General features: G+C 60.7%; 23 protein-coding genes, 1 tRNA gene and 1 pseudogene. 14 read left to right on the top strand and 11 right to left on the bottom strand.

Features of this window, described 5'->3' with window-relative positions; genetic code table 11:
• The first annotated feature begins 122 nt into the window (after nt 1-122).
• Nucleotides 123-1,349, top strand: coding sequence for a class I SAM-dependent methyltransferase (locus tag PMI31_RS17045; protein ID WP_008019419.1), 1,227 nt, complete (start codon nt 123-125; stop codon nt 1,347-1,349).
• On the opposite strand, the pseudogene PMI31_RS17040 reads toward PMI31_RS17045, so the two are convergent.
• Nucleotides 1,339-2,254 (bottom strand): annotated as a pseudogene (locus PMI31_RS17040) (DMT family transporter). The gene PMI31_RS17045 and the pseudogene PMI31_RS17040 overlap by 11 nt on opposite strands.
• Nucleotides 2,255-2,418: 164 nt before the next feature.
• A complete protein-coding gene (locus PMI31_RS30035; protein ID WP_157213286.1) occupies nt 2,419-3,405 on the bottom strand; it encodes a hypothetical protein in 987 nt (328 codons plus the stop codon).
• Between the two features lie 117 nt (nt 3,406-3,522).
• Here PMI31_RS30035 and PMI31_RS17030 point away from each other — a divergent pair, with 117 nt between their 5' ends.
• The 3 genes from PMI31_RS17030 (at nt 3,523) to PMI31_RS17020 (ending at nt 4,947) form a co-directional block, all read left to right on the top strand.
• Nucleotides 3,523-4,104 carry a DJ-1/PfpI family protein gene (locus tag PMI31_RS17030; protein ID WP_008019414.1) on the top strand — a complete coding sequence of 194 codons (582 nt, stop codon included), beginning with the start codon at nt 3,523-3,525 and terminating at the stop codon, nt 4,102-4,104.
• A gap of 14 nt (nt 4,105-4,118) precedes the next feature.
• Nucleotides 4,119-4,424 (top strand): ribbon-helix-helix domain-containing protein, encoded by a 306-nt coding sequence (locus PMI31_RS17025; protein WP_008019413.1) that lies wholly within the window; start codon nt 4,119-4,121, stop codon nt 4,422-4,424.
• Between the two features lie 178 nt (nt 4,425-4,602).
• Nucleotides 4,603-4,947 carry a YegP family protein gene (locus PMI31_RS17020; RefSeq protein ID WP_007999360.1) on the top strand — a complete coding sequence of 115 codons (345 nt, stop codon included), beginning with the start codon at nt 4,603-4,605 and terminating at the stop codon, nt 4,945-4,947.
• Nucleotides 4,948-5,056: 109 nt separating this feature from the next.
• Here the strand turns inward: PMI31_RS17020 and PMI31_RS17015 are convergent, their stop codons facing one another.
• Nucleotides 5,057-6,076 (bottom strand): DUF4917 family protein, encoded by a 1,020-nt coding sequence (locus PMI31_RS17015; protein ID WP_008019412.1) that lies wholly within the window; start codon nt 6,074-6,076, stop codon nt 5,057-5,059.
• 132 nt (nt 6,077-6,208) lie between these two features.
• On the opposite strand from PMI31_RS17015, the gene PMI31_RS17010 reads away from it, so the two are divergent.
• From PMI31_RS17010 to PMI31_RS16995, 4 genes are all read left to right on the top strand, one after another.
• Entirely contained in the window at nt 6,209-7,117 is a 909-nt protein-coding gene (locus PMI31_RS17010) for a LysR family transcriptional regulator (RefSeq protein WP_008019410.1), read from the top strand.
• Between the two features lie 248 nt (nt 7,118-7,365).
• Entirely contained in the window at nt 7,366-8,559 is a 1,194-nt protein-coding gene (locus tag PMI31_RS17005; protein WP_008019409.1) for a CaiB/BaiF CoA transferase family protein, read from the top strand.
• Complete coding sequence (locus tag PMI31_RS17000; protein ID WP_008019408.1) at nt 8,556-9,482, top strand: hydroxymethylglutaryl-CoA lyase; 927 nt, start codon at nt 8,556-8,558, stop codon at nt 9,480-9,482. Before PMI31_RS17005 ends, PMI31_RS17000 begins: the two co-directional genes overlap by 4 nt.
• A 176-nt stretch (nt 9,483-9,658) precedes the next feature.
• A complete protein-coding gene (locus PMI31_RS16995) occupies nt 9,659-10,990 on the top strand; it encodes an MFS transporter (RefSeq protein WP_008019407.1) in 1,332 nt (443 codons plus the stop codon).
• A 128-nt stretch (nt 10,991-11,118) separates the two neighbouring features.
• On the opposite strand, the gene PMI31_RS16990 is transcribed toward PMI31_RS16995, so the two are convergent.
• The gene (locus PMI31_RS16990; RefSeq protein WP_008019405.1) at nt 11,119-11,607 is read right to left on the bottom strand and encodes a DMT family transporter; all 489 of its coding nucleotides are present in this window, start codon (nt 11,605-11,607) and stop codon (nt 11,119-11,121) included.
• Nucleotides 11,608-11,684: 77 nt separating this feature from the next.
• On the opposite strand from PMI31_RS16990, the gene PMI31_RS16985 reads away from it, so the two are divergent.
• The 6 genes from PMI31_RS16985 to tam all read left to right on the top strand — a co-directional run bounded on the left by PMI31_RS16985 (nt 11,685) and on the right by tam (nt 16,500).
• Nucleotides 11,685-12,593, top strand: coding sequence for a LysR family transcriptional regulator (locus PMI31_RS16985; protein WP_008019404.1), 909 nt, complete (start codon nt 11,685-11,687; stop codon nt 12,591-12,593).
• 87 nt (nt 12,594-12,680) lie between these two features.
• A complete protein-coding gene (locus PMI31_RS16980) occupies nt 12,681-13,319 on the top strand; it encodes a LysE family translocator (protein ID WP_008019403.1) in 639 nt (212 codons plus the stop codon).
• A 79-nt stretch (nt 13,320-13,398) separates the two neighbouring features.
• Nucleotides 13,399-14,745 carry a sensor domain-containing protein gene (locus PMI31_RS16975; RefSeq protein WP_008019402.1) on the top strand — a complete coding sequence of 449 codons (1,347 nt, stop codon included), beginning with the start codon at nt 13,399-13,401 and terminating at the stop codon, nt 14,743-14,745.
• A 117-nt stretch (nt 14,746-14,862) separates the two neighbouring features.
• Entirely contained in the window at nt 14,863-15,021 is a 159-nt protein-coding gene (locus tag PMI31_RS30030; protein WP_008019401.1) for a KGG domain-containing protein, read from the top strand.
• Between the two features lie 73 nt (nt 15,022-15,094).
• The gene (locus PMI31_RS16965; RefSeq protein ID WP_008019400.1) at nt 15,095-15,598 is read left to right on the top strand and encodes a DUF4142 domain-containing protein; all 504 of its coding nucleotides are present in this window, start codon (nt 15,095-15,097) and stop codon (nt 15,596-15,598) included.
• Nucleotides 15,599-15,729: 131 nt separating this feature from the next.
• Nucleotides 15,730-16,500 carry a trans-aconitate 2-methyltransferase gene (tam, locus tag PMI31_RS16960; protein WP_008019399.1) on the top strand — a complete coding sequence of 257 codons (771 nt, stop codon included), beginning with the start codon at nt 15,730-15,732 and terminating at the stop codon, nt 16,498-16,500.
• A gap of 548 nt (nt 16,501-17,048) precedes the next feature.
• Here tam and PMI31_RS16950 read toward each other — a convergent pair.
• The 7 genes from PMI31_RS16950 to uca all read right to left on the bottom strand — a co-directional run bounded on the left by PMI31_RS16950 (nt 17,049) and on the right by uca (nt 25,899).
• Nucleotides 17,049-17,122: transfer RNA gene (locus PMI31_RS16950), tRNA-Gly, on the bottom strand.
• A 181-nt stretch (nt 17,123-17,303) separates the two neighbouring features.
• Nucleotides 17,304-18,188, bottom strand: a complete 885-nt coding sequence (locus PMI31_RS16945; protein ID WP_008019397.1) for an alpha/beta fold hydrolase — start codon at nt 18,186-18,188, stop codon at nt 17,304-17,306.
• 314 nt (nt 18,189-18,502) lie between these two features.
• On the bottom strand, nt 18,503-19,195 hold the full coding sequence (locus tag PMI31_RS16940; RefSeq protein ID WP_008019395.1) for a pseudouridine synthase: 693 nt from the start codon (nt 19,193-19,195) through the stop codon (nt 18,503-18,505).
• A gap of 34 nt (nt 19,196-19,229) precedes the next feature.
• Nucleotides 19,230-19,448: a cysteine-rich CWC family protein gene (locus PMI31_RS16935; protein ID WP_008019394.1), complete on the bottom strand. Its 219-nt coding sequence runs from the start codon at nt 19,446-19,448 to the stop codon at nt 19,230-19,232.
• Nucleotides 19,435-20,271, bottom strand: coding sequence for a GGDEF domain-containing protein (locus tag PMI31_RS16930; protein ID WP_008019393.1), 837 nt, complete (start codon nt 20,269-20,271; stop codon nt 19,435-19,437). The genes PMI31_RS16935 and PMI31_RS16930 overlap by 14 nt, the downstream gene beginning before the upstream one ends.
• A gap of 191 nt (nt 20,272-20,462) precedes the next feature.
• Nucleotides 20,463-22,241 carry an allophanate hydrolase gene (atzF, locus tag PMI31_RS16925; protein ID WP_008019392.1) on the bottom strand — a complete coding sequence of 593 codons (1,779 nt, stop codon included), beginning with the start codon at nt 22,239-22,241 and terminating at the stop codon, nt 20,463-20,465.
• A gap of 25 nt (nt 22,242-22,266) precedes the next feature.
• A complete protein-coding gene (uca, locus tag PMI31_RS16920; RefSeq protein ID WP_008019391.1) occupies nt 22,267-25,899 on the bottom strand; it encodes an urea carboxylase in 3,633 nt (1,210 codons plus the stop codon).
• Between the last annotated feature and the right edge of the window lie 149 nt (nt 25,900-26,048).

The raw sequence follows: 26,048 nt of genomic DNA, 5'->3' as shown, positions 1-26,048 counted from the left end.
GGGCAATTCAGGTCCTGGGCTGCGCATCGGGACCTGGCACGAAATAACCCCGTGCCCAAAACCCTCATCCCCCCTAAAATACCCGGCATTCCCTGATCTGCACCGCCTGAGGCCGTTTTTCCATGTCCGTCACTGCCACTCCCGCCAGCCTCGCGCCGGATCATCACGCCCAGTTCATCGACCTGCTGCAAACCAGCCTCGAGCACAATGCATTCATCAAGCTGGTGCTGGCCAAGTACGCGGGCGATGAAACGGACCTGCAGCGGATCATCATCAAGCCGGTGACGGTCAAGGCGCAGCCTTGCCTGTCTTTTGTCTACCGCTACAAGACTCGCGATATCACCAGGAACCTGCCGCTGGCCGAAGGCGTGGCGAGCATTGCCGGGCTGCTGCCGACGTCGTTCAAAAATGCGCATTTGTTGTCGTTGACCGACGAAGCCCAGCTCGAATACAGCAAAAAGGGCAAGTCATCGCTGTTCAAGAGCAAACCTCAGCAATTGCGCGAAGCGCCATCGGCCGAGCACAACCGTGAGAAAAACCGTTTTCTTGACCTGAGCCGGCCGTTTCTCACCGACCTGGGTGTGACCAACAAGCAGCATGAGCTGATCCCGGCGATGTCGCGCAAGTGGAAGCAGATCAACAAGTTCATCGAAGTGTTCAGTCATGCGCTGACCTCGTCACCCCTGGCGCTGGACAAACCGGTGCGTGTGGCGGACTTCGGTTCGGGCAAGGGGTACCTGACCTTCGCCATCCACGATTACCTGCGCAACACCTTGAAGGCCGAAGGCGAAGTGACCGGCGTCGAGCTGCGCGAAGACATGGTCACCCTGTGCAACACCGCGGCCGCCAGGCTCGAACACCCCGGCCTGGTGTTCAAGTGCGGGGACGTGCGCAGCGTGGCGCCGAGCGAACTGGACGTGATGATTGCCCTGCATGCCTGCGATATCGCCACCGACTATGCGATCCACACCGGCATCCGTTCGGGCGCGTCGATCATCATGTGTTCGCCGTGCTGCCACAAACAGATCCGCCTGCAAATCCAGAGCCCGGCGCTGCTCAAACCGATGCTGCAATACGGCTTGCACCTGGGCCAGCAGGCGGAGATGGTCACCGACAGTTTGCGTGCGTTGTTCCTTGAGGCCTGCGGTTACGAGACCAAGGTGTTCGAGTTCATCTCACTGGACCACACCAACAAGAACAAGATGATCCTGGCGGTCAAGCGCGCCGAGCCGGTGGATCCGACTCAACTGTTGGCGAAAATCCAGGAGCTGAAGGATTTCTACCACATCACCGAGCATTGCCTGGAAACGTTGCTGCGCGCTGACGGCTACCTCGCGGCTAAGGTTTGACCTGAACTCCGGCCGGTAATGTGCCCGGTTGCGCCGGGCGCACCGCAGTCTTGCGTCCCAGCATCACCGTCACGATCACCCCGCCAGCAAACAGCCAGGTAATCGGCTGCACATGTTCACCGAAGAACAGTGCCGAGAAGGCAATGGTGAAGAAGATCTGCAGCAACTGGATCTGACTGACCCGGGCAATGCCGCCCATGGCCAGCCCGGCGTACCAGGCAAAGAAGCCGATGAACTGCGAAAACAGCGAGACGTAGCCAAAGGCCCACCAGGTTTTCGCCGATACTGCACCCTGATGCTGCAACGCCAGGTACACCACGGGGCCGATCAGCAGCGGCGTCGACAGCACCAGCGCCCAGCAGATCACCTGCCAGCCGCCCATCTCCCTGGCCAGTCGGGCCTCCCTCGGCGTACCCCAGCCCACCCACTGCAATGGCGCCAAGCATCAGCAAGTCACCGGCCTGAATGCTGCCGGCACCGCTGATCAGTGCATAACCGAGCACCAACGCACTGCCCAATGCGGCACAGGCCCAGAAGGCTTTCGAAGGTCGCTCATGGGACAACCACGCGGCGTACAGCGCCACGCACAGCGGCTGTAAACCGTTGACCAGCGCACCGTGGGACGCCGGCAAGGTTTGCATGGCCCAGGCCGAGAGCACCGGGAAACCGAGAATCACCCCGGCGATCACCAGGCTCAGACCTTTGACTTGCTGCCAGGTCGGCCACTTCTCCCGTCGCCAGAGCAACAGCGCCGCTGCCGGAATCGCCGCGAACAGCGCGCGGCCGAGGCCATTGAGCAACGGATGCAGTTCTTGCACCACGATGCGAGTGAAGGGCAGGGTGAGGCTGAAGATCACAACCCCGAGCAGGCCCAGGGCCATGCCGGTGTTCTCGCGTGAAGACATGATGGCAACCAGAATCGAGGTGACAGTGCCTTCATCTAGCCACAAACCATTGGCAACGCCCTGTTACAGCTGAGTGCAGAGTTATCCGTACAGTTACGGGCATCGCCCATCGCTGTACGGATCATTCGCTGCTTTTTCTGCTTTCAGACTGGGGGGGAGGTCCTTTATTTCTTGGTCAGGTTCGACTGAATGCAGTTGTGAACAAAGTTTGTGCGGGTGCAAAAGTCGAAGCTGATGATGCTGCTCTTTTGTTGCCACTCGCCATGGGTGCTGTACCAGCTGCTGAGTTCGTTTCCAATGTGGCCTGGCCCAAGCCAATTGTAAGTTGTCGCGGACATCGACCAGGGCATGCTATTTGACGGTGGATTACGCATGACCTCGGTGATGTATGCCTTCAGCTCTGTGGCATTGCTGAGATCTTTCCCGATCCATCTGCCGGTGATTCTTTCCCAGAAATAAGTAGTGTCCAGGTTAGCCAGTTCAGTCGGCGCTGCAATAATCAGGTGTCGTCCAGGATATTGTTTTTTGATTTGATCAATTGATAAGGACGCTGCAGAGCGTGGCAATAACTTCCATCCGTGATCACGCATGATTGCATTATAGAGCGATCGATAAGGTACTGCTCTGTTGCTTGAAGAGACGATTTTCTGCAGGTCGATGATAATCAGTTCACCCCTGTTTTCCAGCCAGAAATAATTCAGGGCAAGCATCGCTTCCTTGAAAGTTCTGCCGGAGTCCTGTTTGTGAAAGAAGTAAAAGGCATCACTGTCTTCTCCTCTACCGAAGTACCATCTGATACGGAAGTCGAAGGATCGAATGCCGTTGTCGAGCATATGGCGAAAGCTGCGATCCTGACAGGTGATGTAGGAATTCCAATAAGGTGCTTCTTTATCCATTCCGCTGTTATGGGCGCCTGCCAGGCTGAGCTGGCCGATTCTAAGGTGGCCGATACGGGAATGAAGATCTCCCATCCAACTGTTTAACTTATAGCTTGGCGTGCGTGTTGTTTCGGATGTTGAGATTGAAGTGTCAGTACTCATGATTTTTCCTTGGAATGGCTGTTTGTATTTATCAACTTCTAAGTTGAGTTTTGTGAGTATTGATTGATTTGATTTGCTGGTCGTGTTGTTTGGTGTTTCGATTTTTTTCAATGCGCTTTTTGGTTGAAATAGTTGTCTGAGAAGTAAGGGGTGGTAGTTGTCGCGCAAATTCGAGATTTGACTATTATGTGATGGTTGATTTTTATTGTTATCAGAGGAGTGCTCCCCATGGCCGCAAAAAAAATCCTGATGCTGGTCGGCGATTACGTCGAAGACTACGAAGTGATGGTGCCGTTCCAGGCCCTGCAAATGGTCGGTCATACGGTTCACGCCGTATGCCCGGACAAGGCAGCCGGTAAAACCGTGCGCACCGCGATCCATGACTTTGAAGGGGACCAGACCTACAGCGAGAAACCAGGTCACCTGTTCGCCCTGAATTTCGATTTCGCCAAAGTCGACGCCAAGGATTATGACGCGTTGCTGGTGCCTGGCGGTCGTGCGCCGGAATACCTGCGGCTGAACGAAAAAGTCCTGGAGTTGGTGAGAGCCTTCGACAAGGCCGGCAAACCGATCGCCGCCGTGTGCCATGGCGCGCAGCTGCTGGCGGCAGCGGGTGTTCTCGAGGGTCGCGAATGCAGCGCTTATCCGGCCTGCGCTCCGGAAGTGCGGCTGGCGGGCGGTACGTATATCGATATTCCGGTGACGGACGGCCACGTTCAGGGCAATCTGGCCACGGCTCCGGCCTGGCCTGCACACCCGAACTGGCTGGCCGGTTTCCTGGGGTTGCTGGGTACAAAAATCACGCTGTAACGAGGGACATGTCCATGTGCGAGCTGTACGTCAAAGCCGACCCGATTCTTTACGAATCGCGCTCCCGTTCGCTGCGCATCTGCGGGGTGGTCACCACCCTGCGCCTGGAAAATCAGTTCTGGGACATCCTCCGCGAAATCGCCGAGGTCGACGGCATGACCACCAATCAGTTGATCGCCAAGCTGTATGAAGAAGTGATGGACTATCGCGGCGAGGTGGTCAATTTCGCCTCGTTCCTGCGGGTGAGTTGTACGCGGTATCTGAGTCAGCGGCGGGCTCAGGTGCCGGAGTTGTCGGTGGTGCGGGCGGTGGTGAAGTAGTCAAAACTGCGTCGACCTTTTCGTCGGATCGCCGCCCGGACCAAGCCCGCTCCCACGGGTTCAGCGTAATCCCTGTAGGAGCGGGCTTGCCCGCGAAGGGGGCCGTACAGGCGACAGAAATCCCGGGCTGGTCTTTACTGTGAAGCGCGCAATCTCTCAATCGCCCAGGAGAAAAAGCATGTCCGGATGGTATGAAGTGAGCAAAAGCAGCAATGGCCAGTTCAGGTTTGTCCTCAAGGCGGCCAACGCCGAGACTATCCTGACCAGCGAGCTGTACACCACCCACGCCGCCGCCGACAAAGGCATCGCCTCGGTCCAGGCCAACAGCCCGCTGGATGAGCGTTACGAGAAGAAAACCACCAAGGATGGCCATCCGTATTTCAACCTCAAGGCGGGTAACCACGAGATCATCGGCAGCAGCGAGGCCTATTCCTCCGATGCCGCCATGGAGAAAGGCATCGCCAGCGTGAAGGCCAACGGCTCGACCAAGGTGATCAAGGACAAGACGTTGCCGGTGCTTTGATCCCACTACCAATCCCTTGTAGGCGCTGGCTTGCCAGCGATGGCGATCGAAGGGGCAATGTAAAGCTCAAGACCGCTTCGCCAGCAAGCCGGCTCCTACAGGTTTTGGACTAAACCTCGACCGGAACCGCCAGCTTCGGGCCACCCAGCGCATGGCTCTTCGAATCAAAAAACCGCAACTCCACCCCCGTCCCCTCGAACACTTTCGCGTAATGCCGCTTCTGGTGCTGGATGAACGCCTTGCTGCGCGGGTAAATCGAGATTGCCACCACCTGCGGTTTCGCCAGGCGCAAGGCGTGGATGATGTGGCTGTCCTGCTCCCCCAGCGCATGGCCGAAGATGCACAGCGCCTGGCCGTGACCGAGTAACTGCTCGTAGCAGAACGACAGGTAGTCCGAACTGCGAATGGTCTTGAGCTTGTCCGTACTCGGGCCTTCATTGACGAACAGCGGCACGTCGTCGAGGGTCTTGATCGTGTTGTTGATGGCGAAATTGCCCAGCAACGTGCCCTCGGTCGACATCAGCTTGCGCGCCGTGCCGTCCTGGTTGCGCACCAGATGCAGACCGCCGTGCAGGTACAGCAAGCGGGTTTTGTCGGTGGCCGTATCGCTCAGGTCGAAAGCGGGTTCGGCACCCTGGAACAGATCGGTGATCGCCTCGGGCTGGTGTTGCACCGCCCAGTAGTTGAGCAGGTCGTAATTGGTGGTGAACACCGTGCGGTAGCTGGCCAGTTCCTGATGGACGGTTGCCAGCGTCGATGGCACTACCAGCCTCCACGGGATATGCACCGCATGCACGGTATTGATCAGCGCTTCCTTGATCGCGTAGTAGCGATTGCGCGGGGCGGCGGAGCTGACAGCTAGGGCCTTGTTGACCCGGCTGGTGGTTTTCAACGCGCTCAGAACCTGCTCGAAACTGCGGGTTTGCATCGCATCGAACACACTGAGTTCGGACGGGCTCAGGGGTTTTTCTTCAACGGTGCGTGCGTTTTCGAACAGCGACTCGTAGCCGAAATCGTCCCACACCGCGCGGCTGGCACCGTTGCCCACCAGCAAACCACTGAACGAAGTGGTGCTGCGCAAGGCGTTCCAGTCTTCAAGTTGGGCATCGACATCCTGGAAATCGGTCATTGCGGTCTTCGTCTCACGGCAAAAAGTCTATGGGCGGCGACTTTATCACGACCGGGTGCCCGGACCACGGCACGACTCGGGTGAAGAACGCTATGCTGCGACTTCGCCTGAGCCGACTTCGCCGAGTACCCGATGCTGCAAAAAAGCCTGATCCGCCGTCTCGACCTGATCACTCTGCAACTGTTCGTCGCCGTCCATGAAGAGGGCACGCTGACCCGTGCGGCGTCGCGCGAAGCGATTGCCGTTTCGGCGGCGAGCAAGCGTTTGATGGAGCTGGAGGAGGCGCTGGGTATCAGCCTGTTCGTGCGCCAGGCCAAGGGCATGTCCCTGACGCCGGCCGGTGAAACGCTGCTGCACCATGCCCGGCAGATGTTGTTCAACGTCGAGAAAATGGGCCTTGAACTGGGCGAGCACAGCCACGGTGTGCGCGGCTATGTGCGGATGCTCGCCAACCTGTCGGCGATCATTCAGTTTTTGCCCGAGGACCTGCGGGACTTTTCCGAGCGTCATCCTCAGGTCAAGACCGACCTCGAAGAACGCCCCAGCGCCGGGGTGATCCAGGGTGTGCTCGACGGGGTGGCCGACCTCGGCATCTGCTCCATCGACAGCGACATCAAGGGCCTGCACAGCGTGCTGTACCGCCAGGACAAACTGGTGGTGTTGATGCCGCCGCATCATCCATTGGCGAGCCGCTCGAGCGTGGCTTTCGCCGATACGCTGGACAGCGATTACGTCGGGTTGCATGCCGCCAGTTCGATCAACATGCGCACCCACGCCGCCGCCCGCCAGGCCGGCAAGGTGTTGCGGGTGCGCATTCATGTGCCTGGGTTCGATGCCATGTGTCGCATGATCCAGGCCAACATGGGGATCGGCATCCTGCCGCAGCGGGCCTATGAATTGTTTGGCCGGGCGCTGGGTTTGCACGCGGTGCCGTTGACGGACGAATGGTCGGACCGGGCGTTGATTCTGGTGGTGCGGGATGAGGCGTTGCTGTCGCCGGTGAGCCGGATGTTGTTTGAGCATTTGCGGGGTTCAGCCTGACAGATCCCGGTTGATTGCACCGGCCCTATCGCGGGCAAGCCCGCTCCCACAGTGTACTGTGGTGTTCACAGAACCTGTGGGAGCGGCGGTGCGGCGATCCGACTTGCCCGCGATGGCGGTCCTGAGGTCGCGAAGAATTTCGCGGGCGTTCGCATTTCGCGAACGCCCGTTGCCAACTGAAGGTTGGATTCCCGAGTCCCCTGTCCTCTAGCCTTGGCTCATATTCCAAGAACAAGAGGTACCCCGCGATGACTGCCCCCTTGAGTGCGATCAAAGTGATCGAGATCGGCACGCTGATCGCCGCGCCGTTTGCCGCGCGCATGCTCGCCGAGTTCGGCGCCGAGGTGATCAAGATCGAAGCCATGGGCCAGGGCGATCCCCTGCGCAAATGGCGCAAGCTGCACGAAGGCACCTCATTGTGGTGGTACCTGCAATCACGCAACAAGAAGTCCCTGGCGCTGAACCTCAAATCCCCGGAAGGCATCGAACTGGTCAAGCAATTGGCGACCAGCGCCGATGTGCTGATCGAGAACCTGCGCCCCGGCGCCCTTGAAAAACTCGGCCTCGGTTGGGACGTGCTGCACGCGCTCAACCCCAACCTGACGCTGGTGCGGATTTCCGGATACGGCCAGACCGGCCCGTACCGCGATCGTCCGGGTTTCGGTGCCATCGGCGAGGCCATGGGCGGGATTCGCTACACCACCGGCACGCCCGGTTCGCCGCCGGCGCGGGTTGGTGTGAGCCTTGGCGATTCCCTGGCTTCGCTGCATGCGGTGATCGGCGCGCTGATGTCGCTGCTAAGGGTCAAGACCGGGCAGGGCGGCGGGCAAGTCGTTGATGTGTCCCTGGCCGAAAGCGTGTTCAACGTGATGGAAAGCCTGGTGCCGGAATACGACATGCTTGGCCATGTGCGTGAACGCAGCGGTGGTGCCTTGCCGGGGATCGCGCCGTCCAATACCTATCTGACCGCCGACGGCGCCTACGTGGTGATTGCCGGCAACAGCGACCCGATCTACCGGCGCCTGATGCAAACCATTGGTCGCGCCGATCTGGCCGAAGCGCCGGAGTTCGCCCACAACGACGGGCGTGCAGCCAAAAGCAATCTGCTCGACGCCGCCATCACCCACTGGACCAGCAGCCTGCCCATCGACGAGGTGTTGGCCGCGCTGGAAGCTGCCGAAGTCCCGGCCGGACGCATCTACTCGGTGGCCGACATCGTTGCCGACCCGCACTATCAGGCGCGGGACATGCTGCTCAATGCCGAGCTGCCCGGTGGCGCCACGGTGAAGATGCCGGGCATCGTGCCGAAACTCTCCGAGACCCCCGGCGGCGTGAACTGGTCCGGCCCCGGGCTGGGCCAGCACACCGACGGCATCCTCGCGCAATTGGGCCTGACTGCAACAGACATCGAACGCCTGAAAGTCGAAGGGGTGGTGCAATGATCAGCGATTATTCCGACCACCTGATCGTGCAGGAAGTGTCCCCGCGCGACGGTTTGCAAATCGAGCCGACCTGGGTTGAAACCCACGACAAGATTGCCTTGATCGACCAGCTGTCGCAGGCCGGATTCAGCCGTATCGAAGCCGGTTCGTTCGTGTCGCCCAAAGCCATACCGGCACTGCGCGATGGCGAGTCGGTGTTCAAGGGCATCACCCGGCAACCTGGGGTGATCTACGTCGCGTTGATCCCCAACCTCAAGGGCGCACAACGGGCACTGGCGTGCAGGGCCGATGAGCTGAACCTGGTGATGTCCGCCAGCCAGACCCACAACCTGGCGAACATGCGCATGCGTTGCGAAGATTCATTGGCGGCGTTCGGCGAGATTGTGCACTTCGTTGGCGATAGCCCTGTGCGACTCAACGCCAGCATCGCCACCACCTTCGGCTGCCCGTTCGAAGGCAAGATCGATGAGGACCGCGTACTGCAAATCGTCGAGGCCTATCAGGAGCTCGGCATCCGGGGCATTACCCTGGCCGATACGACGGGCATGGCCAACCCGCGTCAGGTCGACCGGCTGGTGCGCCGGGTGCTGCAAAGGGTCTCTCCATCAGACCTGACCCTGCATTTTCACAACACTCGCGGCCTTGGCCTGTGCAACGTGCTGGCCGCTTACGAGGCCGGTGCCCGGCGCTTCGACGCGGCCCTCGGCGGCCTCGGCGGCTGCCCGTTCGCACCGGGAGCATCGGGGAACATCTGCACCGAGGATCTGGTGAACCTGTGCGATGAAGTCGGCATTCACACCGGTATCGATTTGCCGCTGCTGCTGAAACTGTCGCGAGGACTGCCGGCGCTGCTCGGTCACGAGGTGCCCGGTCAACTGGCCAAGGCCGGGCGCAATTGCGACCTGCATCCGAACCCTTCTTGATACACCGAACGAAACTGTAGGAGCTGGCTTGCCAGCGATGAGGCCAGCCCATTCCACATCAATGTCGACTGACACGCCGCTTCGCCGGCAAGCCGGCTCCTACAGAAAAAACATCACACCTGACCAGACAACAAAAACAATCGGACACCCACGGGAAGTCCGCCTGGAGAACCACAATGAGCCTCAATGCACTGGAGGCGGGCGTGAGCCCGTCCGTTAGCCACGACACCGAAAAAGCCCTGGTCAGCAAAGTCGCCTGGCGCCTGATGCCGCTGATCATGGTCTGCTACCTGTTCGCCTTTTTCGACCGCATCAACATCAGCTTCGCCAAGTTTCAGCTGCAGACCGACCTGAGCCTGAGCGACACCGCGTACGGCCTCGGCGCCGGGTTGTTCGTGGTCGGCTATGTGATCTTCGAAGTGCCGAGCAACATGATGCTGTACAAGGTCGGTGCCCGGCGCTGGATCGCCCGGATCATGATGTCCTGGGGGCTGGCCACGGCGGCCATGGTGTTCGTCAACAGCGAATGGCAGTTCTACGTGCTGCGCTTCGTGATCGGCGCGATGGAGGCGGGTTTCGCCCCGGGCGTGCTGTATTACCTGACCCTGTGGTTCCCGCAGCACTATCGCGGGCGCATCACCTCGATGCTGTTCCTGTCGTCGGCGTTCGCCGGCCTGGTGGGCGCGCCGTTCTCCGGCCTGGTGCTGCAACACCTCGACGGCGTGCTGCAAATGCGTGGCTGGCACTGGCTGTTCCTGCTCGGTGGCGTGCCATGCATCGGCCTCGGTTTGCTGGTGTTGACCCTGCTCAAGGACCGTATCGAAGACGCCCATTGGCTGACGCCTTCGGAGAAGACCCTGCTGGCCAGCCGCATCGCTCAGCATGAGCCGCACAAGAGCGGCGGTTCGCTGCTCGCCGCCCTGCGGATCCCGGGTTTCCTGACATTGGGGCTGATCTATTTCCTGATTCAGGTGGCGTCCTACGGCTTGAATTTCTGGGCACCGCAACTGATCCGCAGCGCCGGCACCGAAAGTCCGGTGATGATCGGCTTGCTGACGTCCATCCCGTACATCTGCGGCGCCATCAGCATGGTGGTGATCGGACGCCTGTCCGATGCTTCCGGCGAGCGGCGCAAGTATGTCGCCGGTCTGGTGGCAGTCGGTGCGGTCGGGTTCTTCTGTGCGGGGATCTTCGCCAGCCACACGACTTTCCTGATTGTTGCGTTGGGCCTGCTCGGTGCCGGGATCATCGCCTCCATCCCGAGCTTCTGGACCCTGCCGCCGAAACTGCTGGCCGGAGCTGGTGCGGGGGCTGCCGGCGGGATCGCAGTGATCAACACCCTGGGCCAGTTCGGCGGCATTGTCAGCCCGGTGATGGTCGGCCGGATCAAGGACCTGACCGGCAGTACCACGCCGGCGCTGTATGTCATTGGTGTTTGCGCGCTGATTGCCGTGGCGCTGTTGCTGTGGGGGTTGCCGCAGAAGTTGCGGACTCTGGATAAGGCTTGATAGCTGCGGTGTCAGACAAATCGCTTTCGCGGGCAAGCCCGCTCCCACAATGACCGCTTACCTCCTGTGGGAGCGGGCTTGCCCGCGATGGCGGCCTGAAAAGCGCCATCGCACTTTCAGTTGCCCCCTCAACCCGCCGTCGCCAAACCTTTGGCCGGTGCATCAAAAAATTGAATCAACACCACCCCGGCCATCAACAGCACCACCCCAAACACCTTGGGCAAGCTGATTGGCCGCTCCACCAACCCAAACCAGCCAAAGTGATCCAGCAACAACGACGCCACCACTTGACCCGCCAGCGCCAATGCCATGAACCCCGCGGCACCGAGTGTGGGCAGCAGCACCAATGCCAGCGAAATAAAGCACACCCCAAAAGCGCCACCTGCCCACATCCAGAGCGGCGCCTGGCTGATGAATGCCAGAGACGGCAACGGTAAACGCATCGCAACGATGATCGGCAACAACACCGCAACACTCACCAGCAACGAGGCGAGCGTCGCCCACAACGGATGACCCAAGCCGCGTCCCAGGTTGACGTTGATTGCGCTCTGAAACGGCACCACCGCCCCGGCGAATGCGGCCAGCAGCAACCAACCGGCCCAATGCAACGTACTCATGATCGATCTCCAACAGGTTTTGCTGGACTCTAGGGTATTCGTCACGCAGATTTAAATTCCGTTTTGTTATTCAGAACATGCAGCAAATGAATGATCTACGCCGAATCGACCTCAACTTGCTGGTGATCCTTGACGCTTTGCTCAGCGAGCAACATGTGACCCGGGCGGCCGAGCGTCTGCATTTGAGCCAGCCAGCGGTCAGTCATGCGCTGGCTCGGTTGCGCGATCTGCTCGGCGATCCGCTGCTGGTGCGCGCCGGGGCCGGGCTTGTAGCGACGCCGCGAGCGTTGGAACTGGTGGCGCCGCTGGCCGAAGCCCTGGCCCAGGTGCAAGCGCTGCTGGCGCCCAATGCCTTCGATCCCGCGACCACCCAGCGCACCTTGCGCCTGGCGATGTCCGACTATGGCGCCGCCATTGTCCTGCCGGGACTGATTCGTACGTTGCGCCACGAAGCGCCGGGCATCGACCTGCAAATCAGCCACGGCAGCCGCGAAGGCATGCTCGACGGGGTGCTCAACGGTGACATTGATGTCGCCATCGGTGTGTTCCCGGAGATGCCCAATGATTTGCGCAGCACCCCGCTGTTCGAAGAGCACTACGCCTGCCTGGTAGACCGCAAAAGCTTGCCCGCCAACGGTGTGCTCGACCTGCCCACCTATCTGGCACGGCCTCACGTCCTGCTGGAGATGCGCGGCAGCGGCACCCCGGAAATCGAGCGGGCCCTGACCGCCCTGCGTGAACGCCGCCGCGTCGCCATCAGCCTGCCGCACTGGAGCGTGGCCCCGGAACTCATTAGTGGCACCGACCTGATCCTTACCGTCGCGTCCCGGGGCTTGCGCGATATCGATGAGTCCTCATTGGTCGTCGTGTCACCGCCGTTTCACATCCCGTCGTTCACCTTCGTACTGGTCTGGCACAAGCGGCGAGGCGGGGATCAGGCGTTGAACTGGTTGAATGAGCGGATCATGCAGGGGACCCACCGTTGACTGCTTTCTGTCGCGATCAGGCAGTCGGCAGTTGAGGACCTGATATAGACTGGCCACCATTCACCAAGCCGTTCAAAAGGACTCCCCATGACCCCATCGTTGCTAATGGCCGTGCTTGCCTCGGGTTTTATCTACGGCATCACCCCGGGGCCGGGTGTGCTGGCGGTGTTCGGCATTGGCGCAGCCCATGGGCGACGGGCCGGGGCGGGGTTTCTGTGCGGGCATTTGCTCGGCGATGTGGTCTGGTGCGGCACGGCGCTGATCGCGATTGTCGGTGCGCGGGAGATCGGCAGTACGGCGTTCGACGTGCTTGGTGTGCTCAGCGGCCTGTACCTGTTCTGGCTCGGCTGGCGTGCGGTGCGCGCGCGGCGCAGCAGCGGTGATGCGCCGCAGGGTGCGGCGCGGCAGCCGTTCTGGCACGGCATCCTGTTTGGCCTGACCAATCCCAAGGCCTATCCGGTGGCGGTGGCGACGTTCACGGCGCTGTTGTCGAGCCGCGCGGAACTGCTCCACTGGTCAATGCTGCCGACACTGATCGGCCTGAGCTTCGTCGGCGGGTTGCTCGCCTACGCTATTCTCATCGGCATCGTCGGTGCACGGCGAGTGCGTACCTTGTACCAGCGTCATGAACTGGCAATCACCCGGTTGTGCGGGGTAATGTTCATCGGTTTCGCCATCAATGCGCTGGTCCATGCGTTGCCGGGGCTGATGCCGGACAAGGCTTGAATATGATCACAGGGATGCAAGGCTGACGGGGCAGGGATGATTTAAGAGCGCTGCATTATCGGGGCACCCACGCTGAACCATGGAAAACCGAAATTCCGCGCCGCTGGCGAGCTATATCGATCTGTTGCTGGACGCCGTCTGTGCGGTGGATAAACAGGGCCGCTTCGTCTTTGTCAGTGCGGCGTGCGAGCGCATATTCGGCTACAGCGCCGATGAGATGATCGGCCAGCCGATGATCGACATGGTGCATCCGGCCGATCGCCAGCGCACCCTCGACGCTGCCCGGGAAATCATGGGCGGCGAGCCCAAGCTCAACTTCGAAAACCGCTACCTGCGCAAGGATGGCCGCGTGGTGCACATCCTCTGGTCGGCACGCTGGTCCGAGGTCGACCAGTTGCGCATCGCGGTGGCTCGCGACATCACCGAACGCAAGCAGGCCGAATCCCGGCAGGCCGCGTTGTATGCGATTTCCGAGGCGGCCCATGCGGCAGAGGATCTGCTGGCGTTGTTCAAGCGCATCCACTTGATCATTGGCGAATGGCTGCCGGCACTGAATTTTTCCGTGGCGCTGTACGACGAGCACTGCGCGCAACTGAATTTCCCTTATCACGTCGATGACCACGAGCCACAGCCCGAACAACCCGGAACCATCACCGGGCGCCTGTGCACCGAAGTGATCCGCACGGGGCAGCCGATCCTGCTGACCCCGGACCAGAGCACACCGCCTGCCGGCTTCGAAGTGCTGGTAACCGGGCAGAACGCACCCTGTTGGCTGGGTGTGCCGCTGAACTCGCAAAACGGCACCATCGGCGCATTGATCGTCAAAAGCATTCCGGGCGGTGAACGCTACACCGAGCAAGACATGGAACTGCTGCAATACGTCTGTGCCCAGATCGCGACCGCCATCGAGCGCAAGCAATTGCACGCCCGCCTGCAACACATGGCCCAGTACGACCAACTGACCCAGTTACCCAACCGTGAGCTGCTGCGCGACCGGCTCAAGGCGTCACTGCGATTGGCCCGTGAGGACGGCGGGTACATGGCGCTGTTGTACGTCGACCTCGACCGCTTCAAGCAAGTCAATGACACCCATGGCCACGCGGTTGGCGACATGCTGCTGCAGGCAGTGGCCAACCGGCTCAAGGGCTGCGTGCGGGAAACCGACACGGTGGCCCGCATTGGCGGCGATGAGTTCGTGGTGCTGCTGCACAGCATTCACGCCTCGGGAGACACCGATATCGTGGTCGCAAAAATCCGTCAGGTCCTGGCCCAGCCCCTGCGTCTGGACGGGCATAACCTGAGTATCCAGCCAAGTATCGGCGTCGCCCGATACCCCGATCACGGCACCGAAGAAAAGCAGTTGTTCCGGCATGCCGACGAGGCGATGTATTGCGCCAAACGCGAACATCACCTGCGAATGGTCTGACAGCCGGGCACCGTTCGTCGTGTTATCCACGCAATTCTCTAAACCTTTTGCGACGCGCAAATTCAGATTCTATGCGGGCGCAGGCTCGCCGCGATCATCACCAAGAGGAAGAGAATCATGCCTGACTCAAGAAACTCGAACTCGGGAAACTTCGCCAAGGACCGAACGAAGGTCTCTGAAGCGGGTCGCAAGGGTGGGAAAACCACCACCACGACCGTCGATAAAGACCCGGCGAAACCCGACATGGGCCGCAAGGGCGGTCAGAAATCCCGCTAATGGATGCAGGTGGTTTTGATTGAGAGGCGGGGGCGAAAGCTCCCGTTTGAATTGGAAAAAGGAGGGCGCGACCATGAACCGCATGGCCACCCGATTATGCAATGCCAGTTTTGCCATGTTACTGGGCCTGTCAGCCAGCAGCACTTTTGCCCAGTCCCCCGCCGAATTCATCGACGAGGCCTCGGCAAAAGGTATCGCCGACATTGAAGCGAGTCGCCTGGCACACCAGAAATCCGAGTCCAGGGAAGTCAAGGACTACACCATCGTCGTCATCAACGACCGCACCACTGCGAACCAGCACCTGGCGAAAATCGCCAAACAGTTGGATTTGCCGGTGGCCCCGCGGGAAGAAATTGTCGAAAAGGCCAAAGCCCTGATGCCGCAAGTCATGGATGGGGCGACCTTCGATGAGGCCTATACAGCCAGTCAAGTGAAGACCACGCAGGAAGCCATCGATCAGTTGCAGCAGCAAGCGCAGACCACCGACGTACCGCAAATCAAGGCATTCGCCGAGGAAACCCTGCCTAAATTGCACAATCATCTGCAAATGGCCAAGGCGTTGCAGGCCAAAAGTTGAGCGTCAGCAGGTCAAGGGAAAGCTCAACGCACTCCACCAAAGGTCGGGATAGGGCAATGCCTTCCAGTCGAGGTATCGTAGCGATCCGGTTGCTGACCTCGGCCAGAACGATACACCGACAGGAGAACGCAATGAGTTGGTCCGCCAAGCAGTACGTCGCTTTTGAAGATGAGCGCACCCGTCCCGCCCGTGACCTGCTGGCGGCCATCCCCGCCGGGGACGTGCATTCGGCCATTGATATCGGTTGCGGCCCCGGTAACTCCACCGAGTTGCTGGTCGAGCGTTTTGCCAACGCCACGGTGCGCGGGCTGGACAGTTCGACCGACATGATCGAGGCCGCGCGCAAGCGCCTGCCGAATGTGCAGTTCGATGTTGCCGATATCGACACCTGGAACGACAGCGGCCCGTTCGACGTGATTTTCGCCAACGCGGTGTTGCAGTGGGTGCCCGATCACGCAGCGTTGCTGCCGTCATTGGTGAATAAATTGGCACCGGGTGGCAGCCTGGCGATCCAGATGCCTGACAACCTCAATGAACCTTCACATCGCTTGATGCGCGATGTGGCCGCGGACGGTCCATGGGTGGGAAAACTGGCAGGCGCTGCCGGGCAGCGCACGGAGATGGAAAGTGCCAGCGGTTACTACTCGATACTCAAAGCCTGCTGCACCCGCGTCGATGTGTGGCGCACCACCTACCATCATCCCCTCGCGGGCGGTGCGTCTGGTGTGGTGGAGTGGTTCAAGGGCAGCGGTTTGCGGCCGTTCCTCGATCCGCTGGATGAGGCGGAACGGGTGCAGTATCTGAAGCAGTATCAGGCGGCTATCGAACGGGCGTATCCGGCCTTGACCGATGGTTCGGTACTGTTGCCATTCCCGCGACTGTTTATCGTCGCGACCCGCTGATGCAAAAAAGGGACAGTTGATGAGCGTTATCTGCCCCTTTTTACGGTTTGGAAAAATCACTGTGGCTTGTTCTTTTTTGAGCGCCGGGCACTCAAGTACTCAAAGGCAAAGGAGGCAAAGCCGAACAACCCGATCAATGAAATGATCATGATTCCCAACTCTGAATTGTGCATGTTGATCTCGGGGCGAAGGGTGAGCCGGGAGAATAAGGGATCAATTGCCGGGCTCAACGTCGCTCTACGGTTTCTTTATTCGCGTACCGGGATCTATACGCAAAAGATGCGAAAACGCTAATTTCGAAACGGTGAAAACACTAATGTCGGATTGAATTTGATAACAAATCTATGTTTTTCGAAAAAAACGCTAACAGGTCTCAGGATAGACGCTATCGCCCAGGGGCACTTGCTAATCGATGAGGGAAGATGGCGGAATGACTGAAGAAGCAAAACCCACCAAATCCCGGGCACAAAAAAACCGGCCATCAAGGCCGGTTTTTTCTGTGTCTATATCCCCCGTCAAAACCATCCTGACGTGAGACTGAATTCGATTGGAGCGGGTGAAGGGAATCGAACCCTCGTTATCAGCTTGGGAAGCTGGAGTAATGCCATTATACGACACCCGCTCAGAGCGGTGACTTTGTACCAGATACGGCCGGCGATTTGAAGTTTTTCTTTACGTGGGGCGGGTTTAACCCGGATGTATCAACAACGCGTGGAACCCGTGACGGTCGATCGCGGGCAAGCCTCGCGCCTGCGCAATACGTTTAATGCTGCAGGGCGGGGCTTGCTCGCGATGACGCTACTTCAGCTTGCCAATGCATGGTGTTCCTGGACGTTGTGGTAACGCGGTCGGCTTTCGTGTTGCGCTGGTTTCAGGAACCCCATCAGTGCGTTGCGGCTGTCTCGGCAGGCGGCTTTGTGCTCCATGTCGAGAAAGTGGCCGGTGGCCTGAAGGGTGCTGAACGTGCTGTGTTGCACGTGGCCGGCGAACAACCGGGCGTCGTCGGCGGCGGTGTATTCGTCCCATTCGCCGTTGAGGAACAGCACCGGCACATCGATTTTTTTCGCCGCGTGCAGGTAGCACTGGCGGTCGCTGTGCAGCACGTCGTTGATGTGGAAGTGCATCTGCCCGTACTCATGCTCGGCCAGGGAGCTGACGTGGCGATAGTTGAAGCGCTTGAAAAGCGACGGCAGGTGTTTGCCGATGGTGTCGTTCACCAGGTGCCCGACCCGGTCGCGGTCCAGGTTGCCGAGGTGTTCGACGCCGCGCTCGAGGTAGTCGAGCATGTGCGCGTTGATCACCGGGGAGAACGAGCTGATCACGGCTTTTTCGATGCGCCGTGGCCGTTGCGACAACGCCATCATGGTCGCGGCGCCCCCCCAGGAAAAAGACAGCACGTGCTCGGCGGCGAAGTGGTCGATCAGCTCCAGCAGGATCTGCCCTTCGATTTCCTTGGTGAGCATTTTCTCATGCAGGTTGTGGGCTTTTGACCGGCCCGCGTAGGGCTGGTCGTAGCAGACGACGTTGAACTGCGGATGGAGGTTTTTCACGGTTTGTGCAAACGACGCAGTCGTGGCCATCGAGCCGTTGACCAGAATAATGGTCTTCTCTGCGGCGTCTGCGCGATAGAACTCCGTGTAAACCCGGTACTGACCCTGTATATCCAGCACAGCGATTTCTGGCCTCATGTCATAAGACTCCTGGCAAGCGGGTATGCGCGCAAATAGAGATTGCACGAGCTTTGTGACAGGTAGGCATACGCCTGGAATTTGAGAGGCCCATGTCGATCCATTGCAGTCCGGTCGACGGGTATTGTTATTGGCGGGCAGTCTGCCGGGTGAGGCCGGAACCCTTGGGTTCCTACCGGCAAAAAGTTTCTTAGAAGTATGGGGTGACTCATCGGTCACAATTCGGCCGACGTCCTGATTCAAGCAGGGGTCACATCATTGCGCAAGTGCCGTTGATAAATTGTTCGACAACTTTCTGCTGAGCGGTCGTGCGCTTAGATCGATCGGATCTCTTCGTTGGTCAGCGGGCGGTATTCGCCCGGTTTCAACGCGTCGTCGAGCACCAGCGGCCCCATGCGTTCGCGGTGCAGGCGCAGCACCTTGTTGTCGAAGTGGCCGAACATGCGCTTCACCTGGTGATAACGGCCCTCGACAATGCTCAGGCGTGCCGATTTCGGCCCGAGCCGCTCTATCTCGGCTGGTTGCGTGGTGAGGTCTTCGAAGGCGAAGTACAACCCTTCGCTGAATTTGATCGCGTATTCAGGGCCGATGTCCTGCTCGGTTTCGACGTAATAGACCTTGGGCAATTTGGTCTGCGGCTGGGTCAGTCGACGCGACCAGCTGCCGTCATTGGTGATCAGCATCAGGCCGGTGGTATTGAAATCCAGGCGGCCGGCGATGTGCAGTTCGTCCTTGCCCGGTTCATGGATCAGATCGAGCACGGTCGGGTGCTGCGGATCCCGCGTGGCACTGACGCATCCGATGGGCTTGTGCAACATGAAGTGGCGCAGCGGCTTGCCGACTTGCAGCACGTCGTCGTCCACTTCGACACGGCTGAATTCGCGGACTTCGCTGTGCGGGTCGCTGACGACTTTTCCGTCAACCCTGACGCGTTTTTCCACCAGCAACAGGCGCACCTGCTTACGGTTGAAGCACGGCAGGTTGCTGAGGAATCGGTCGACACGCATGACTAGGGATCAGTGAAGAAAAGGGGCGCGCATCTTACTTGATCGACCCGGACGCTGCTTGCAACTGCGCCTCGACCTCGGCGCAACGCGGGCACAGGCACGCGGCGTTGCGCAGTTGCGCCGGCAGCGCCTGGAGCACTGCCGGGTCGATGCTGACGCCGTAGCACCAGCAGGCGCGGTCGGCGGTTCGCGGGTCAGCCAGGGTGCAGTCGTTGGGGGCGCCGCAGGCGGGGCAGAGGTCAGGCTGGTTCATGGACGGAGTGAGACATTTCCACGCAGGTTCGGTTACGGCCACTTTGCTTGGCCCGGTACATCGCATGATCCGCCCGTGACAGCAGGCTGTGCAAGGTGTCATCGGGCTGCAGGGTCGTGAGACCAATGCTCACGGTCAGTTGCAAGGCTTTGTCGTGGTAGGCATGGCGCTGTTGTTCCACGTGCTGGCGAATTTTCTCGGCAATCATCAGGCCTGTCTTGCCGTCGGTGTCCTTGAGCAGCACGATGAACTCTCCACCGACCCAGCGGCAGACGATGTCGGAATGCCGCAGACAACTTTCCAGATCCCGGGCGAAACCGATCAGTACCTGGTCGAGGTCCAGCTGCGAGGCGGTCAGCGGTTTGGGCTCGCGCCGGGCTTCGTGCATGTCCCGCACGCGGAAGTACCAGGCGTCGCGGGGTTCGGTGGCCTTGACCTGTTTGAGCACTCCCTTGGCGTGGTAGTAGGTCAGGCTGGTGTCGGAGACGAAGAATGCGGTGTAGGCACCGTAGTGGGTCATGACCTCGTTGAGGTAGCGGGTCATCTGGTCGGAGTCTATTTCACCGTTGACCACCCAGTCGCGCATGAAGGTATCGCGGGCCATCATCGAGGAAATCAGGATCGGCCTGACGAGGTCTTTCTGGATTTCCGAATAGACCGTGTCCGACGTCAGCGGCAGCTCGGTGTTGACGATGTTGTCGCGGATCGAGGCCCGGGAGGCGTAGTAGCTGAGAAAGGAAGTGGCGAGGAAACCTGCGCCCAGCAACGCGACCAGCGTAAGAACCAACGAACGTTGAGAATACAGCGGCGAGCGAAGCGGCATGGCAGCTCCATTGGCAGTGATCCGATGGCATGCATTCTAAGGGTACGGTCGGGAAATAACTGCTGGATTCGCAGGGTATATCGGTAGGTATCAGGTGTGGCGGTGTCTGGGCTGACGTCTTCGCTGGCAAGCCAGCTCCTACAGGGACAGCGCAGAACCTGTAGGAGCTGGCTTGCCAGCGAATCGAAAGATCACCGAAGTGTTTTCAGATACATCCGCCACCCGCCAAAATGGCTGATGTTCACCGCGCCCTCCAGCCCATGCGCCTCGCAGATAAACCCGCTCTCCCAGCGACCATCCGCCAGTTGTACCTTGCCCAACCCCAGCGGCGCCGGAATCCCGGTCAGGAACGACCCCAACTCGCTGCTCGGCAACTCCCAGACTTCCACCGCAATCGCCACGCCGCTATCCTTCACGCGGACCATGCCCGGACGAAACGGCGGGCCGCCGGCCAGGGCATAGAGTTGATAGTCCGGCGAACTGAAGGTCGTTTCCACCAAGCGGGCACCGCGCTGCTTGAGTTGCCAGTTCAACGCCAAGCCGTCCAGATGCGCACCGCAGACCACCAGCCGCGCCCGATCATGGCGTGCAACCGCCAGCGGTGCAGGTGCGGCCAAGCCTTGCTGACGCTGCAAGGCATCCGCCACGCTCAACAGGTACTGATCGGTAAAGGCCCGGCCAAACAGCGTCACGCCCCATGGCAGGCCGTTGTCCATGAATGCACTGGGTACGGCGACGGCGGCGTAATCGAGCAGGTTCATGAAGTTGGTGTAGTAGCCCAGTTCCGAGTTGCGCAGCACCGGTTCGGCCTTGAGCTCCGCTAGCCTGACCGGGCGGCCGATGGTCGGCGTGACGACGCAATCAAGGCCTTCCAGCGCGGTGTCGCACAAGGCTTTGAGCGCTTGCAGCCGGTATTGGGCGCGGAAGGTTTGCACGCCGTCGACGGCGGTTGCCTTGGCCAATACGGCGCGAATCACTGGCAACACGGCCTCGGGTTTTTGCGCCATCAACTCACCGGCCACGCTGTAGCGCTCGGCCACCCACGGGCCTTCATAGAGCAAACGAGCGGCCTCCAAAAACGGTGACAGGTCCAGTTCCACCGCTTCGCCGCCCAAGGCCTTGAGGCGGTCGATGGCGTCACCGAACAACAGCGGGCCTTCAGGGCAGCCGAAGAATTGCAGGTCCTGCGCACGCGGCACGCCGAAACGGAACGGCCGTGGTGTGCCGAACGCCGAGCCGTCGTTCCACAACGGATTGCTGCGGCTGTATTCGTCCCGTGGGTCGAGGCGCGCAGTGAGCGCCAGCAACTGGCTGGCCTCCCGCGCCGTGGCGGTAAATGTGGTGACGCAATCGAGCGTACGACAGGCCGGTACGACGCCGGCCGTCGAAATCAGGCCCTTGGTGGCTTTCATGCCGACCAGATTGTTCAACGCCGCCGGCACACGCCCGGAGCCAGCGGTGTCAGTGCCCAGCGAAAAACTCGCGACCCCGAGCGCTACCGCCAGCGACGAACCGGCGCTGGAGCCGCCCGACGGGTACTCCGGCAACACGCTGTTGGGGCATGCGCCGTACGGTGAGCGGCTGCCGTTGAGCCCCGTGGCGAACTGGTCGAGATTGGTCTTGCCCAACGGAATCGCACCGAGTGCCAGCAGTTGTTCGACGATGGTCGCCGAACGGTCCGGCACGTAGGCAAATGCCGGGCACGCCGCCGTGGTCGGAATGCCCGCCAGGTCGATATTGTCCTTGATCGCGAATGGCACGCCATACAGGGGCAGGCTGTCGAGGTCGCGACCGTCAAGGGCGGCGAGGTAAGATTCCAGTTCTTCAGCGCTGAGCAAGTGGATGAACAGGTGATAGTCCGGGTTCAGCGCCGCGGCTTTGTCCCGCAGGCCCGGCAGCAGTTGCCGGGGGGTGATGCTGCCATCGCGGTAGGCGCTGCGCAGGGCGTCGAGTTGCAGATTGATGTTCATGGCATGAGTCCTTGGCAAAATGGGTTCAGTCGAGTTCCAGCACCACGACGCGTTGTCCAGCGCGCACCGCCGAACCCGGTTGCACGCGAATCTCGCGCACCACGCCGGCCATTGGTGCAAGCAGGGGGATTTCCATCTTCATCGACTCCAGGATCACCAGCACATCACCGGCCTCGACGCGGCTGCCGGCCTCGACCAGGACCTGCCAGAGGTTGCCGGCGATGTGGCTGTCGACGCTCTGTTGACCGCAGGTCAACGGCGCCTCTTCGGTCGCCTCCGGGGCCGGTTCTTCACTGTCGAAATGGGCCTGGCCACTGGCGATCCAGCGTTCGCGTTCAGCATTGAATGCGCCTTTTTGCTGATCGCGAAACGCGGCAATGCTCTCGGCTTGCTGCGCCAGGAATGCCTGATATTCCTCCAGATTCAACTGACTGTGCTCGATGTTCAGGTCGAAGCGCCCGAGGGGGAAATCCCGGCGGATGCGCAGCAGTTCATCGGCGCTGACCGGGTAGAAACGGATCTGGTCGAAAAAACGCAGCAGCCACGGTTTACCATCGAACGCGGCGACTTCGCGGTAGCGGTTCCACATCTGCAACGTACGCCCGACAAACTGATAACCGCCGGGGCCTTCCATGCCGTAGACGCACATGTAGGCGCCACCGATGCCCACCGAGTTCTCGGCGGTCCAGGTGCGCGCCGGGTTGTACTTGGTGGTCACCAGGCGATGGCGCGGGTCGAGCGGAGTGGCGACCGGTGCGCCGAGGTAAACGTCACCCAGCCCCATCACCAGGTAACTGGCATCGAACACCGTGCGCTGGACTTCATCGAGGTTCGGCAGGTCGTTGATGCGGCGGATGAACTCCAGGTTGCTCGGGCACCATGGAGCATCCTTGCGCACGGTGGTCATGTATTTCTCGATGGCCAACTGGCACGCAGGGTCATCCCAGGACAGCGGCAGATGGACGATCCTCGAGGGCACTTGCAGGTCTTTGGCGGCGCACACGGCGTCCCATTCGCCGGCAACGATGCCAAGCAGGTCGGCCAGTGGCAGTTGCTCGGGTTGATAGTGGATTTGCAGCGAACGAATGCCGGGGGTGAGGTCGATCACGCCGTGCAGGTGTTTGCTTTCCAGGGCCTGCATCAGGGCGTGGGCGCGGAAACGCAGGACCAGATCGAGTTCGGGGGCGCCGATCTCAAGGAGAAGATGGGTATCGCCGGACAGTCTTGCGACCAGCCGCGTATCGTCCTGCCCGATATCCAGCACAACAGGCGACACAACCCCCTGTAGGAGCTGGCTTGCCAGCGAAGAATTTGATGCGGTGCCTGATCTGTCCCCTTCGCTGGCAAGCCAGCTCCTACAGGGTTCCCATTTCAAGGCGAGGGTGCGGGCGGTTTTGATATCGACGGGCACAAACTGCACCTTGTCCCCGGCCTTGAGCTGGCCCAATTGCCAAAGATCCGCCTCGATCACCGTCACCGGACACACGAACCCGCCGAGGCTCGGGCCATCCGGGCCGAGGATGACCGGCATGTCACCGGTAAAATCCACCGCACCGATGGCATACGGATTGTCGTGGATGTTCGAGGGATGCAAACCGGCTTCACCACCGTCGGCGCGCACCCATTGCGGTTTTGGCCCGATCAGGCGGACGCCCGTGCGGCTGGAGTTGAAATGCACTTCCCACTGAGTGGAGAAGAAGGTGCCGATGTAGTTTTCCGTGAAATATTCCGGGGCGCCGTGGGGGCCGTAGATCACACGAATCTGCCGAATCGCTGGCAGCCCGGTGAGCTGATCTTCCGCCAGTTGTTGACCGACGCTGCGGTCATTCAGGGCTGGCAGGTGCAACACATCACCGGCCCGCAAGGCGCGCCCGCCATGGCCGCCGAACTGGCCGAGGGTGAAGGTGCTTTTGCTGCCCAGATAGTCCGGCACCTGCAGGCCGCCGCGCAGGCACAGGTAACTACGGGCGCCCGCGCCAGCAATGGTGCCGAGGCTCAACTTCGCGCCCGCCGTAACGGCCAGTGCGGTGTTCATCGGCACGCTTTCACCGTTCAACATCAACGGAATCACTGCCCCGGTTACTGCGATAACGGAATCGCAATTGAAGCGCAGCAACGGCCCGCTCATGGTGATTTCCAGCGCCGCCGCGCCTTCGTCATTGCCCAGTAAACGATTGCCCAGACGCAGCGCGCGACTGTCCATCGGCCCCGAAGGCGGCACGCCGACCGCCCAGTAGCCGAGGCGCCCGGGATAGTCTTGTACGCTGGTCTGGGTGCCAGCGCTGAGCACCTCGAACGTGTTGGCCTGATAGACCAGGCCTTCCAGGCAACGGGTCCACGGTTGCCCGCTGGCGAAAGGCGCATCGAGCAGAATCTGCCGCAGGTAGTCGCGGTTGGTTTCCACGCCATAGAGCAGGCTGGCTCCCAGCGCCTGATGCAGATCCGCAGTCGCCTCTTCGCGAGTCGGCGCCCAACTGATGATCTTGGCGATCATCGGATCGAAGTACGGTGGGATCTCGCAGCCAGCCTCGACCCAGCTGTCGATGCGCAGCTGTTTGCCATCGGCGGCGGGGAAATTCACCGCAGTGAGCAAACCGGGGCTCGGCTGGAAATCGCGACCCGGATCCTCGGCATACAACCGCGCCTGAATCGCATGACCCTGCGGTTTCAAACCCTGTATCAGGTCCCTCAGCGGCGGCAGGTCACCGGCCGCCAATTGCACCATCCAGCGCACCAGGTCGACGCCCCACACCTGTTCTGTGACGCCGTGCTCCACCTGCAAACGGGTGTTCACTTCCAGAAAGTAGAAACGCCGGGCATCGCTGTCGAAGACGAATTCCACGGTGCCGGCGCTGCGGTAACTCACCGCTTTGGCCAGTTTGATCGCCGCCGCGCACAGTTCATCGGCCATGCCGTCGGGCAGGTTCGGCGCCGGGGTTTCCTCGAGGACCTTCTGGTTGCGGCGTTGCACCGAGCAGTCGCGCACGCCGAGGGCGATCACTTCACCGTGACCGTCGCCGAACACCTGCACTTCCAGATGACGCGCGCGCTGGATGTACTTCTCGATGAACACCCCGGCGTCGCTGAAGTTGTTCTGGCCCAGGCGTTTGACCGCTTCGAAGGATTCGCTCAACTCGGCCGCGCTGCGACACACGCGCATGCCGATGCCGCCACCGCCGGCGGTGCTCTTGAGCATCACCGGGTAGCCGACCTGTTCACCGGCCTGCAGCGCGGCATCGAGGCTGTCGAGCAGTTCGGTGCCTTCGAGCATCGGCACGCCGTGTTGTTTGGCCAGGGCGCGCGCAGTGTGCTTGAGGCCAAACACGCGCAGTTGTTCGGGCGTCGGGCCGATGAAGGCGATGTTGGCGGCCGCGCAGGCTTCGGCGAACGCGGCGTTTTCCGAGAGAAAGCCGTAGCCGGGATGGATCGCGGTGGCGCCGCAGGTCTTGGCAATGGCGAGGATTTTATCGACCGCCAGGTAAGTGCCGGCGGCCGCACCTTCGCCGAGGCTGTGGGCTTCATCGGCTTGCAGGATGTGCAGGCTGGCGGCATCGGCTTCGGAGTACACGGCAACACCCTGCACTTGCAGCTCGCGCAAGGTCCGCAGGATGCGGCAGGCAATGGCGCCACGGTTGGCGATCAGGACTTTTTCGAACATGGCATAACCCCTGGAGGGGATGCGGGCCGTCCCGCAGTTTTTCGATGAGAGCCGGGGTCGTCCCCGACGGCAGAAATTGACAGCAGCCCTGTAGGAGCTGGCTTGCCAGCGAAAGCGGTGTGTCAGTCACATCATTGTTGAAAGTGCTG

Source organism: Pseudomonas sp. GM55 (genome assembly GCF_000282395.1).
Taxonomy (GTDB): Bacteria; Pseudomonadota; Gammaproteobacteria; order Pseudomonadales; family Pseudomonadaceae; genus Aquipseudomonas; species Aquipseudomonas fluorescens_CC.
This window is presented reverse-complemented; position numbering and strand designations above follow the sequence as displayed.

Coding starts and splice junctions, on each gene's coding strand:
- PMI31_RS17000 (WP_008019408.1), top strand. CDS start 8,556: ATGATCAGCGATTATTCCGACCACCTGATCGTGCAGGAAGTGTCCCCG.
- PMI31_RS17045 (WP_008019419.1), top strand. CDS start 123: ATGTCCGTCACTGCCACTCCCGCCAGCCTCGCGCCGGATCATCACGCC.
- PMI31_RS16940 (WP_008019395.1), bottom strand. CDS start 19,195: ATGCGTGTCGACCGATTCCTCAGCAACCTGCCGTGCTTCAACCGTAAG.
- PMI31_RS17020 (WP_007999360.1), top strand. CDS start 4,603: ATGTCCGGATGGTATGAAGTGAGCAAAAGCAGCAATGGCCAGTTCAGG.
- PMI31_RS16985 (WP_008019404.1), top strand. CDS start 11,685: ATGCAGCAAATGAATGATCTACGCCGAATCGACCTCAACTTGCTGGTG.
- PMI31_RS30030 (WP_008019401.1), top strand. CDS start 14,863: ATGCCTGACTCAAGAAACTCGAACTCGGGAAACTTCGCCAAGGACCGA.
- PMI31_RS16975 (WP_008019402.1), top strand. CDS start 13,399: ATGGAAAACCGAAATTCCGCGCCGCTGGCGAGCTATATCGATCTGTTG.
- PMI31_RS16980 (WP_008019403.1), top strand. CDS start 12,681: ATGACCCCATCGTTGCTAATGGCCGTGCTTGCCTCGGGTTTTATCTAC.
- PMI31_RS16930 (WP_008019393.1), bottom strand. CDS start 20,271: ATGCCGCTTCGCTCGCCGCTGTATTCTCAACGTTCGTTGGTTCTTACG.
- PMI31_RS16995 (WP_008019407.1), top strand. CDS start 9,659: ATGAGCCTCAATGCACTGGAGGCGGGCGTGAGCCCGTCCGTTAGCCAC.
- PMI31_RS16990 (WP_008019405.1), bottom strand. CDS start 11,607: ATGAGTACGTTGCATTGGGCCGGTTGGTTGCTGCTGGCCGCATTCGCC.
- PMI31_RS16945 (WP_008019397.1), bottom strand. CDS start 18,188: ATGAGGCCAGAAATCGCTGTGCTGGATATACAGGGTCAGTACCGGGTT.
- PMI31_RS16965 (WP_008019400.1), top strand. CDS start 15,095: ATGAACCGCATGGCCACCCGATTATGCAATGCCAGTTTTGCCATGTTA.
- PMI31_RS17010 (WP_008019410.1), top strand. CDS start 6,209: ATGCTGCAAAAAAGCCTGATCCGCCGTCTCGACCTGATCACTCTGCAA.
- uca (WP_008019391.1), bottom strand. CDS start 25,899: ATGTTCGAAAAAGTCCTGATCGCCAACCGTGGCGCCATTGCCTGCCGC.
- PMI31_RS17025 (WP_008019413.1), top strand. CDS start 4,119: ATGTGCGAGCTGTACGTCAAAGCCGACCCGATTCTTTACGAATCGCGC.
- PMI31_RS16935 (WP_008019394.1), bottom strand. CDS start 19,448: ATGAACCAGCCTGACCTCTGCCCCGCCTGCGGCGCCCCCAACGACTGC.
- PMI31_RS17015 (WP_008019412.1), bottom strand. CDS start 6,076: ATGACCGATTTCCAGGATGTCGATGCCCAACTTGAAGACTGGAACGCC.
- PMI31_RS17005 (WP_008019409.1), top strand. CDS start 7,366: ATGACTGCCCCCTTGAGTGCGATCAAAGTGATCGAGATCGGCACGCTG.
- atzF (WP_008019392.1), bottom strand. CDS start 22,241: ATGAACATCAATCTGCAACTCGACGCCCTGCGCAGCGCCTACCGCGAT.
- tam (WP_008019399.1), top strand. CDS start 15,730: ATGAGTTGGTCCGCCAAGCAGTACGTCGCTTTTGAAGATGAGCGCACC.
- PMI31_RS17030 (WP_008019414.1), top strand. CDS start 3,523: ATGGCCGCAAAAAAAATCCTGATGCTGGTCGGCGATTACGTCGAAGAC.